Origin of the sequence: Flavobacterium chungangense LMG 26729, from assembly GCF_000735715.2 — a bacterium.
In the GTDB taxonomy this organism is placed as follows: Bacteria; Bacteroidota; Bacteroidia; order Flavobacteriales; family Flavobacteriaceae; genus Flavobacterium; species Flavobacterium chungangense.
In genome coordinates this window covers 1-12,008 of record NZ_JASY01000017.1, presented here as the reverse complement: position 1 = coordinate 12,008, position 12,008 = coordinate 1, and the positions used below count along the sequence as shown (strand labels likewise).

At 35.2% G+C, this 12,008-nt stretch carries 6 protein-coding genes; all 6 read right to left on the bottom strand.

All coding sequences use genetic code 11. The features are described from left to right. Window positions 1-548: 548 nt before the first annotated feature. A complete protein-coding gene (locus tag JE46_RS19875) occupies window positions 549-1,643 on the bottom strand; it encodes an NAD(P)/FAD-dependent oxidoreductase (protein ID WP_031457035.1) in 1,095 nt (364 codons plus the stop codon). A gap of 2 nt (window positions 1,644-1,645) precedes the next feature. Continuing rightward, window positions 1,646-4,864, bottom strand: a complete 3,219-nt coding sequence (locus JE46_RS19870) for a LodA/GoxA family CTQ-dependent oxidase (RefSeq protein ID WP_035136917.1) — start codon at window positions 4,862-4,864, stop codon at window positions 1,646-1,648. A gap of 1,323 nt (window positions 4,865-6,187) precedes the next feature. Continuing rightward, a complete protein-coding gene (locus JE46_RS19860; protein WP_031457032.1) occupies window positions 6,188-8,128 on the bottom strand; it encodes an OmpA family protein in 1,941 nt (646 codons plus the stop codon). Between the two features lie 2 nt (window positions 8,129-8,130). After that, the gene (locus JE46_RS19855; protein WP_031457031.1) at window positions 8,131-9,039 is read right to left on the bottom strand and encodes a PorP/SprF family type IX secretion system membrane protein; all 909 of its coding nucleotides are present in this window, start codon (window positions 9,037-9,039) and stop codon (window positions 8,131-8,133) included. Window positions 9,040-9,098: 59 nt separating this feature from the next. Next, window positions 9,099-11,447 (bottom strand): gliding motility-associated C-terminal domain-containing protein, encoded by a 2,349-nt coding sequence (locus tag JE46_RS19850; RefSeq protein WP_031457030.1) that lies wholly within the window; start codon window positions 11,445-11,447, stop codon window positions 9,099-9,101. Continuing rightward, the coding region (locus JE46_RS24295) for an Ig-like domain-containing protein (protein WP_035136914.1) at window positions 11,444-12,008 on the bottom strand (565 nt) is incomplete at its 5' end. The genes JE46_RS19850 and JE46_RS24295, both read right to left, overlap by 4 nt.

The following is a 12,008-nucleotide window of genomic DNA, read 5'->3' as shown; positions in this document are numbered from 1 at the left end:
GACTGAAACAGTATTGAAAACAATACAGCCATAGACAGAAACACATTGATTATGATAAATTTCTTTTTCATTGCTGAAATTTGAACCACAAATTAATAGCATTATAAGACAATTTCTTTATTTGTCTTTTGTAGTACCCTTAATTTAATGCAATAGTATTGCAAATATAGAAATCTTATTTTTAAATGCAATAAAGTTGCATTTAATTTTACAAACTATTTCTTCGTAATTTTTATAAATCCTTAATTTGATGAAACTAAAATTGAGCAATATTTCACAGCTTTATAAACTTTATAAAAAAGCATCAACAGAAGTATGGGATTATAGCCAGAAGAAAGTTTTCTTTCCTTTGACAATTATTACTTAACACTCAGATCGTATTGTGCCATTTTTATCAATTCTTCAGCTATATTTTTTATCCATAAATATGTTCTTAATTAAGATGGTTAAAAAAATTCATGCTCCCGAATTATTTACTCAACAGATGCAGGTCATACTGCTATGAAACCGCAATTTACATTATATAAAATCCGCTCGAAAGGTAAACATTACAATCGTCTCTCCCAAAAAGCAGCCGTTTTCCACCTGGTTTCCGCCTGATAAAAAATACTTTTGTGTTTTAGGTAATGGTGCCAAATGCGCTCCGTTTGTTCTGTATGTATTTTTTGAAGTGTTTCAGTAAATCCATACTGCAATAGTAACGTTTGCAGTTGCATGGCACTAGCCATTGCATTGTACATCCCTTGAGAAGACAAAGGGTCGAAACTTAGTGCTGCATCACCTAAAGCAACCCATTGTTCCCCCCCTACTTGCTCTAATTTTGTCGAATTAGCGGCAACTGAACCTTTAAAAGTAATAGCATTTTCATCTTCGTTTAGTAAAGATAAAATAACAGGATTTTCTTTTGCCAATTCTAAAAATGAGCCAGTAGTTTTAAGTTCGTTTTTAGCTACTAAATCAGCATCAGTATGAAAAACCACTACCCTTTTGCCACGAGGAACAACAGCACTATACCACCAGCCATTTTCACTAGCCGAAATAGTACTCATGGTATTTGTTAGAGTATTAGGTAAAGTAACCCAACAAGCAATCAGTTTATCTTCCACTTGTCGTTTAATGCCCAGGCTTTTTGCAAAATGCGATTGACGCCCACTAGCATCAATAACAAAAGATGCAGAAATCGTTGAAGTAGATAAAGAAGTATCACTAGCTCTTAATTGCACCTGCCAACGAGAATTTTCATAAGAACTATTATATAGTTTAGAACCCCATAAACAATGAACTCCACGAGTTTCTGCAACTCTTCTCAAATAGGTTTCAAAAGCTTGGCGATCCAAATTTTTAACAAAACCATCAGGATTTCTTAAATCATCTACAAGATGTACTTGATTGCTTCCCCAATAGGACTGCATACCTACGCTTTTTTGATACAAAGTCCCTATTTGGTTTTCAAAACCCTCTAATAAATCCAATTGTTTTAGAATACGTTGCGATGCAGGAGCCAAAGATTCTCCAATACGCTCAGAAGGATCAGGAAGTTTATCAACTAATGTTACCTGATAGGTATCTATCAAAGAAATGGCGGCAATGCAACCTGCAATACCGCCACCTATAATTAATATATCTGTTTTTTCTGTTGCCAAATCTAGTACTGTTTTGGAATAAAACGTTGAAAACGAACCAATTGTTCTGGAACTCCCACCTCTTTTCGAGGTTGTCTGGAATGAGGAACGGTTCTTGTTTTGGTGAATTTATGTGCTTTAGAAGCTAATAAATCAACTAGTTTTTGAACTTCGCTTGTTAAAGCCTCATCCTGAACCAATTCATCCTGAACCAATTCTAACAGTTGCTCGCGAGTGCTCTCTATTACAACTTGTTCAGTAAATAAACCTTCATTAGACAAATGTTCCAAAGTAGTATATAATAAAGATTCTTCTTTCTTGTCCAAGTGCTTGTTATCATTTAAGATTTTTCTTAATCGGGTTTCTGTCTCTTGTAACAACAGTTGGTTTTGTTCCTCATTAGGAACTACACCAATTTGCATTTCTGGTGGAAAATTAGGATTATCAGTTACACCTGGACGCTGCTGCACAATAGCTAACTTGTCAAAATACTTCACCATTGCATTAATCTGATTGGTTTGTGTTGGTGCTTCTCCATCTAAAGGCAAATCATCCAGCCAAAAATAACGATATGCAAAAGCTTCTCTACGGGTTTCTTCTGCTAATTGAGTATCTAAAGTTTCTTTGTAGCGTTCTTCACTCAAAATATTATTAGGAACTCTGGCTGGCCAAAATGTTGGCAGATAAGGATCATATGCAGTCGTATAACCATCTCTGCAGCTTGCTGTATCAGTCTGCCAGGGAATAGCCATCCATCTCGTCACACCGCCTGGTACCTGACCCCCTAATAAAGGACCAGCAGGTAAAGTCAAGACATCACTATTCATAGTAGAACCATAATAATGGTAATCGGTTTTTGGTGTTTTAGGAGCGTGTTTCAATCGGAAAGGAGCCATATACATACCAGAAGTTCGCATAGGCCAGGTCATTTCACAACCCGGATGAAAAGCATCTGCCAGGCAGAAATCCATGGCAGCTTTGGTTAGCATATCGGGTTGTTCAGCAATAGGATAATCATCAATTTTTTTAACAGGTGGAATATAAGGACAGCCTGTTTTATCTACAAAATCAGCATCAAAATCACCTTCGACCCATTGATCTAAAAACTGCAATTGCAAATGTGATAAGGTGGAATGTTGACGCACAGAACCTTGTGTTGGAATGGCAACTGCATCACCATATAACCAGGGCCAGAGCTGTGGAGCTTCAGCACCAGATTGATCAAACCTACGGAAATTATTGGAAATAGTACGACGCATTTCTAAGTTGGCAGAAGAAGGATCATTTAGTTTTTTTACCCATGCTATACTGGTATAATTAAATTGTCCACCCCATCCAAAAGCAGCTGCAAATCCTGCATTTACCCATTGTAAATTGGTCATTCTTTCAAAAACAGGCAAAATGTCTTTACAGAAAGAAGGTCTTGCAGGTCTTACTAACATTCCTGATTCTACCGCAACACTACGCATTAAATCCCACATAGTACGAACCGATTTTTGCATAGGAGCATAATCAGGTGGAGCGCAAATCACCCAGGCAGGATCTACATTAAGAGTCACTCCTTCATATTCTACTGTGGCGGTAACAGGGCCATCTGACATATCATCATACCAACCTTCATTGTTGGCAAAGGTAATGGCTCGGCCACCATTGATGTTTTTCGATTTACCATGTCCGCCTAACATTACTAAGCGTCCTTTTTCGTCAGTGTGCATTTCTCCTAAATAAACCGTTTTGCCCATGAATTTCCCCGTGAATTTTTTTCCCGCAGTGACATTCGGTTTTGAAATACTTTCGCCCCCACCATCAATCAATAACTGGTTCCTGTCTTTTACATCAATATTTCGTAATAAGGAAGGTGGAACATTAGGAGCAGTTGCATCTGGAATATCTAAAGCAATTTGAAATTGGTACCAAGATGATTTTTGATTGGCCAAATGCGAATACCAGGTAATTTTAGCATTATCCATAGTCAACTCCTTAATAGCTTTTCCGGCAGCATTGAAACCATAAATGCGAAACTGTGCGGCCTGACGTTTTATTGCTCCAGTTTTATCGCGATAAGCATAAACATCCTCTTTTGCTTCTGGTTCGTCTACTAAAGGACCTATAAAATACTCTTCTTCACTGTTTCCCACACGCATCACACCAATAGGAGGATAAATACCCGCTCTAACAATACAATTGCTATCCTCGTCTGTATTGCCTCTAAAATGTGGATTTATGGTATTAGGCTCTTGTAGCTGTTGCCCGTTAGCTTGATGCCTGGCTTCAGCACTGGCAGCATAAACTGTTTTGCGAGCCTCTGCAATTGACCCTAAAGGTTTATGAGCTTCTAAAGTTCTCCAAATATTGAATGAAAGATTACTTCCAAATTCAGACTGACCAATCGCAGTTACATCTTGTTGAGGTAAATGCAACCTTGCAATACAGATGTACGGACTTTCCTCTGTACTCCAAACTGCTTGTGCATCATTAAGAGGCATGGTTGCTTCGTTAGTACGCAATTGGATTTCAAATCTGAAAGTAGCTGCTCCATTACGTAAACGTTTTTCTAAATCCAATCGTAAATAATTATCATCATCAAAAGGTGCCCCTTTATAGGTGTCATCCGGAACCAAACGGTATTTTACAATTTGAGTTTCTCCTAATTGAAAAGGTAAAATAGCCCAATAACTGGTACTTAACACACTTGCTTCTTCTTTCTGCATCGCTTGTAAAATACTAGCTAATTCAGGATGCTTATTGATATAAGAATCATAATCTCTATCAATAACACCAGCAGTTGTAAACGTACACATTTGCTGTGCATCACGGGCAAAAAAGCGATCGATATTCTGAAAAATGAAATCGGCAGTAGGGCCTTCTCCAAAAAGCTTTGGTCCTTCCACTCCAAACAATTTCAAACCTACTCCAATAGTGGAATGTAAGTCAGGTGAAGTAGTTCCTGTATCACTAGAGAAACGAACAGCACAATCATAAAGAGAGCCAGCAAAAATACCTTTTTTGAATTGTTCAGGAATATCCTCATTGATTACGAATTGTCCATAAGCAATACCATGTTGCTTTCTAAAAACAGCACGTTCGGCTGGGTTTTGCCCTTTTTCAATTCGGGTTTTTTGTCCCATTTCTACAAACATCTCTTTAAGACGCTGTGTTACCATTTCAGTACTGCCACTACTGTCCCAACATTTTACGTTGTTTGCAGTAGGTTTTTCAATGATTCGTTTTTTGTTGTCCATATTTAGTAATTATTTGGTTTCTTAGGCTATTTAGTAGTAAATCGTAGATATTACGAATATTATGACAGCCCAAATAGCTCAATGGTTAGTTATATATTGATAGTATATCCTTACAAAACTAAAATTTCTCCTAGAAATGAGTATAGGTAGTTTTACCTGTTCTTTGCAGATTTCTTTAATTTTTATATCCACTTCTACTACTTATCGATTATGGAATTAAAATGGAATTTTCAGAGCGACTTTCAGTTTATCTTCCGTAATATTCGCTTCTATAGTATGATGTACAAAAGCTTACTCATTTTAGTTTAAAAAAAAGAATGGTTCCTAATTTTTAGATTCTTAATGATTCCTGTAACTTGTATGTGTTAGATAAACAGATGTAAAAGACCAAAGTGGAAAATATCAATTTGGAAGTTATAAAACCACTTTGCAAAATGACTTAAAACCTGAAGAAAATAAAAGCCGGTATTTCAAATTACAGGAATAGAATTCTGTTGACACAAAACAGGTTTATAATTTGTTAGCTAGTCGAGCAGTTCAAAAGAAAAATCCTGTATACAGCTAGATCTTAATGATAAAGACCCAAGTGGGAATCATCGTATAAAAGAATTTCATTCTGGATACGGCTATGATCTTGAAAAGGCAGTGCAGCAGCTTCCTTTAAAGGAATTATTAATATAGATTCCGAATTTATAGCCGAAAAGCTTTTGATTGTATCTGAAATAGACAAACCAAGGCTTAGAAAGATCATCGTATTTGACAACCTTTTGGAGTGGTGTAAATTGATTTCATTTTAATTTGTTTTAAAATTAAAATGCTTGCGGAAGTTTTAAATCAATTGTTTATAAATCTGTTCTATTTTTTATTGATTACTCATGTAAACCCCTGTTTTTACAGGGGTTTTTAGTGGAGTGGATGGGGCTACAATCGAACACCTTATTCCCGTTTTAACGTTTCTTGATAGCTTGAAATTATGATTTTATATGTTATTTAATTTTGTAGTCCGAATACAAACAGTGTAAGCTTTATAATAAACCCATCGAGTGTCACAGCATGTATTGTTCTTTAAAAACCTAAATTCATGATACATTCTTATCATTTTTATTTCTAATTATGTAGCATTAGTATTCTAAAAAATTTCTTCAAATTCACATTACATGAAAAACTTTGAATTTTCGTCTGCACTATCATAAAGACTAAAAAATACTAACGAAATATTTTTTATTATAAAAATAAGGATGTAAGCTTCAAGACAATAAAATATTACTTTAAACTTACATCCTTTTTAATAAACATTTCAAAAACAAAATCAGATTAGAAAAACTACTCCATTGAAATAATTACAAACTCACTTCTTCTATTTAATTGGTGCTCTTCCTCTGTACAATTTATATCATCTAAGCATTTATTAATCAATTTGCTTTCACCATATCCTTTACCAGTTAATCTGTTTATTGCAACTCCTCTTTTTACAAACCATTCAATAGTTGCTTTGGCCCTTCTGTTGGATAATAGCATATTGTATTTTTTGGTTTGTCTACTATCTGTATGAGAACGAACATCTATTTTCATACTTGGATACTGCTTCATAACAGCTATAATTTTCTCTAATTCAAAAGCAGCATCTGTACGAATAAATGATTGATCTAAATCAAAATAAATAATCGGAATATTTAAGGTCTTAGCTAAATCTGTTCCAACACCTATTTCCTTAACTTGTTTTTCTAATTTAACATCTAATTCTGATTTATCAGTTGAGGGCTGAATGGTGATAATACTTTCATTGGTTTCGTAATCTTTCTTTGCAACTCTTACATGATACGTTTTATTACACTTAACATCAAAATTGTAAGTACCATCTATCCCTGAAATCACTTCTGCAATTTGTTGAAACTTATCGTCAAGCAAAATTATTTTTGCCTCACTTAAAATTTCATTGGTATTAGAATCTATTACGGTTCCTATTAATTTCTTTTCGCAATCCAGTTTTCTTGTTTCTGTAAATTTATAAATATCATCATTTCCTTTTCCTCCTTCTTTATTAGATGAGAAAAAACCTTTTCCTGTACTGCTTTCAATTATAAAAGCAAAATCATCAAATTTAGTATTAACCGGTTCTCCGATATTTTGAACCTCATAAAAGCCAGAGTCCGCTTTAATCTTTGCAACGAATATATCCAAACCTCCCAATCCCGGACGTCCGTCACTGGCAAAGTAAAGCTCGTTATCTCCCGATATAAAAGGAAATGTTTCTCTTCCTTCTGTATTAATTCCTGTTCCCAAATTTTCGGGTTTCCCAAACGTACCATCCGAATTAATTACAACACTATACAGATCAGACTGCCCTAAACTTCCTGGCATATCTGATGCAAAATATAACTTCTTTTCGTCTTTACTCAAAGCCGGATGAGCTACACTAAACTGATCACTATTAAAAGGTAATTCTACAACATTTGCCCATTTATCATTTACAAAATCTGCTTTATACAATTTTAATAAAGTAATTCTTTTACTATCTTTTCCTTTTTTTCCACTCAAAAAGTTATTTCTTGTAAAATACATCGTTTTTCCGTCTTTGGTAAAAATAGGGGTTGATTCGTTTAGTTTTGAATTAATCTTTTTTTCAAATCGAACCGGATCTTCCAAATTTCCATCTGATTTTAATTCAGCCGCATATAAATTTGTAAAAGACTTATTGGTCCATTTAAATGTTTTTCGGGCAACATTTCCGGTATCTCTTGCAGAGGCGAATACTAGTTTATTATTAAAAATCGTACTGCCATAATCTGATTGTTTAGAATTAATGCCTATATCTGATATTTCGAATCTTCCAGAGTTTAATTTTATTTGCTCTAAATAGTTTTTATTGTTTTCAAACAAAACTCCCCTTGTATCTGTCTTCGTTTTTTGATTAAAAACGTCAAGCATTCGGTCTGATTTAGCATAATCTCCAATCGACTTGAGAGACTGTGCATATCTATAATAATATTCTGGTTCCTGTTCATTGTTTAAAGAAAACAATGCATCATACCACTTTACTGCTTTTGTAAGTTCTGCATTAAAATAATAAGCATTTCCTAATCTTTGAAACATTTTTTCATCCTTATACCCACTTTCGGCTACTTTCTCATAGATAGAAATTGCATCTACATAGGCATATTGATTGTAGTTTTTCTCTGCTCTGTTCAAAACTGTTTTTTGAGCCATTCCGTTAAAACAGATAAAAGGTAAAAATACAGTGTAAATTATTTTTTTAATTTTCATAATTAAAAGAATCTTGGTGAAGTTATTCGTCCATATTTGTTTAAGAATTCAAAGCGCAAAAATATCTCGTGTGATCCTGAATTATAATTGACCAATTTTGTTGTTTCACGATCGTAAGCATAACCTAAATACAAACCGTCAGTAATCTGAAATCCAGCCAATGCACTTACAGAGGCGCTCCATCTGTAAGCAACACCAATTACGAATTTGTCGTTAAACATAAAATTTGCAGAGGCATCAACCTGCAATGGTGAGCCCTCAACCATTTTAGTTAACAAAGCAGGTTTGAATTTTATGGTTTCATAATGGTCTAAATCAAATACATAACCCGCAATCAGGTAATAGTTTATCTGATCTTTGAAGATTGCAACTTCGTTGTCGTCATAACGATTGGTCTGAATGAAATTAGGTACTGATAAACCTATATAAGCTTTATCTGTATGCCAATAAATGCCAGCTCCAATATTTGGCGAAAATTTATTTTTGAAGTTCTGAAACTGTGAATCTCCCTGATTTTCAGGCTTCAGTTTACTAGGATCAAGGTTGAATAAATTTGCAGATCCTTTTATACCAAAAGAGAGTCTCGCAGTTGCCGATGTAGGTATAGAGTATGAAAAATCTGCTGATATGTTATTCTCATTTGTTGGACCTATTTTATCATTTACTAACGAAACTCCTAGCCCTACATTATTACCTAATGGAGTATTTACTGAAAAGCTACTGGTTTCTGGTGCTCCATCTAAACCAACCCATTGCGTACGGTACAATCCAAAAACACTCAAACTCCCCCTTGATCCGGCATACGCTGGATTTATATTAATGGTATTATACATGTATTGTGTAAACTGTGCATCCTGCTGAGCATAACCTGCAACCGAACAAAACAATAAAACTAAAAATATTTTTTTCATTTATTTTATTTTTAAATAATGGCTTAGCCTTAACTAAGCCATTTAAATTGTACAGAATATTATTTGGTTAGATATAAATACCCTGCTTTCTGATGTGGATTAGACTGCATGTCTTTATACTTAATGATATAATAATAAGTACCTTCAGGTAGTCCGTTTGAGTCTTTAATAGTAACACGTCCCTCTGAAACACCTCTAAAAGCGATGTCATTATTATTGTAATGCTGTCTCTCGTAAACTAAAACTCCCCAACGATTGTAAATCTGTACGGTATTATCGGGATAACATTCTATACCTTGTACATAGAATCTCTCATTCTTATTATCCCCATTTACAGAAACGGCATTAAAGATTTCGATTACACAACCACTTAATTCCAATACAGTTGGTTTCTCTCCATCAAGATCACTATAATCTGATTTGTCTAAAACAATGATTCCGCTTTTGGTTATTCCTGTTACTGTAGCCTGATTACTTATACTTGCGGCATTTACATCTGTTTGAGTTAAAGTATAAGTTCCGGTAATTGAATAACTATCATTTTGACCAACTCCCAAACTAATTGGATTTCCATTCATAACAATTCCTTGTAAAGGATCAGAAACCAGTATATTTTCAAGATCTACATTACCGCTATTTGTTATCGAAAAACTATACGTTAAAGTCTCTCCTGCCTCAGCATACCCATTTTTATTTGTATCATTTAGTACAACTGTTTTCACAATAGCAATTGCAGGGACTTCAACAAAAATCTTAACTGTTGCTGTACTGCAATTAGCTGAATTAGCTTTTTCACATATTTGATACGTTAAAACATGATTCCCTCCTTTTGTACCCGGCGCTACATCAATCGTTCCATCAGCATTCAGCGTAATACCTGCTGGAAGATTTAACCCTGTTACAATAACATCCGAAGCCTTAACAGGAACTCCGTTTAATTTATCATTATCCAGAACATTGATTACTTCTAATCCTCCATTAAGTCCGTTCGCGAGTGTTATATCATCCTCATTCTCTGCCTGAATCCCAAATGTTGGTTTAGCGTTACATCCAGATGTTGCTGCAGGGTAGTTAACAACTACAGATTTAGTAGGGTTTAATGTAAATTGCATTGTAACTGCCGGTCTTGTTAATTCAAAACCATCGTTCCCTTCTATCCATTGATCATTAATTAAAATCCATCCTGGCCAGTCTGTTGGCTTATCATTACTATCAACAATTGCTCCTGGCCATAATACATTACCGCTTAATGGCATATTGTTTTGAGTTGCTACAACATTATTAGCACTGTCTATCCAGTTAATTGTTAATAATCCTGTTGGAGTAAAATTATCTGCTGTCACATTATAAGAGACATAAGGTGCATTATTATTGCAATAACTATTGGCTGTTATTGTCATAGTTGGTGCAACGACTGTAACCGAAACAATAGCAGAGCTACAATTTACAGGATTTGCTTTTTCACAAATTTCGTATGTCAAATAATATGTTCCTACCGGTGCATCTGGAATCAACTCTACCAAACCATCCGATTTTAATGTTAATACTCCGTTTGGATCTGGTGTCACTACTTTTAAATTAACATCTGTTATCAATGCCGTACTATTATTTAAAGTATCATTATCTAGTACATTTAGGACTTTTACAACCTTATCAATCCCAACAACATCGTTTATTGGATCTGCAACTGCATTTATTTGCGTTTTCTCTATTACCATTTTTATTGTTGCAGGTGTAGTATCAATTGCCGCATTGTTATCTGTAGCTGTAAAAGTAAATACATCCTCACCTGAAAATGCTCCACTAGGATCATATGTAAGCATGCCTGCTTCTAAAGGAGTCAATACCTGATTTACAACTATTGGTATTCCTGATAATGCTAAGGTTCCATTAACTGGTAAACTTAAAATAGTATAACTCACAATTGTTCCGTCAGTATCTGTTGCAATTAAAGAATTAATTGGTGTTGCTCCTGCTCTTGAAGGAATACTTTTATTAGTATAATCATGAGCTATCGGCGCATTATTCGCAACTGGAATTATTATAACTGCATCTGATAAAGCTACAGCTCCGAGATCATCAGTTGCTGTAAATCTAAAGCTGTCACTACCTGTAAATGTTCCACTTGGATCATAAGTAAGCATTGCTGCTTCAGCTGGTGTTAAAATCTGATTTACTGTTACAGCAAATCCTGATAAAGCTAAAACTCCTTGAGATGGTAACGTTAAAACTGTATAACTGGCAATTGTTCCATCAACGTCTGTTGCTGTTAAAGCATTGATTTTCGTTGCTCCAGCTGTTGATGGGATAATATCATTAGTATCGTTTACTGCAACCGGAGCATCATTGACTGCCGTAACGGTAATCAGTTCGTTGGCTGTAGCTGTAGCGGTTCCGTCTGTAATCACATAAGGAATTTTTTTGCTGTAGCTGAGTTAAAGTTTGTATTTGGTGTAAAACTAATCACACCTGAAGCGGTAATGTTTACTGTTCCGCTGCTAACCGTGATGGTTTGGGTTGTACCGGTTAAAACAGTTCCGTTGATCGATGTAATGCTTAAGGTATCTCCGTCAACATCTGTATCAAGTGCCAAAGGATTTAAAGTAACCGTGCCATCTTCGGCAACGGTATAACTGTCGTTTACTGCAACCGGAGCATCATTGACTGCCGTAACGGTAATCAGTTCGTTGGCTGTAGCTGTAGCGGTTCCGTCTGTAATCACATAAGGAATGCTGATCGCTGTAGCTGAGTTAAAGTTTGTATTTGGTGTAAAACTAATCACACCTGAAGCGGTAATGTTTACTGTTCCGCTGCTAACCGTGATGGTTTGGGTTGTACCGGTTAAAACAGTTCCGTTGATCGATGTAATGGTTAAGGTATCTCCGTCAACATCTGTATCCAATGCTAAAGGATTTAAAGTAACTGTACCATCTTCGGAAACGGTATAACTGTCGTTTACTGCAACCGGA

Bases quoted from the DNA above. Each gene is read 5' to 3' on its own strand.
- JE46_RS19860 (WP_031457032.1), bottom strand. From the start codon at position 8,128: ATGAAAATTAAAAAAATAATTTACACTGTATTTTTACCTTTTATCTGT.
- JE46_RS19855 (WP_031457031.1), bottom strand. From the start codon at position 9,039: ATGAAAAAAATATTTTTAGTTTTATTGTTTTGTTCGGTTGCAGGTTAT.
- JE46_RS19870 (WP_035136917.1), bottom strand. From the start codon at position 4,864: ATGGACAACAAAAAACGAATCATTGAAAAACCTACTGCAAACAACGTA.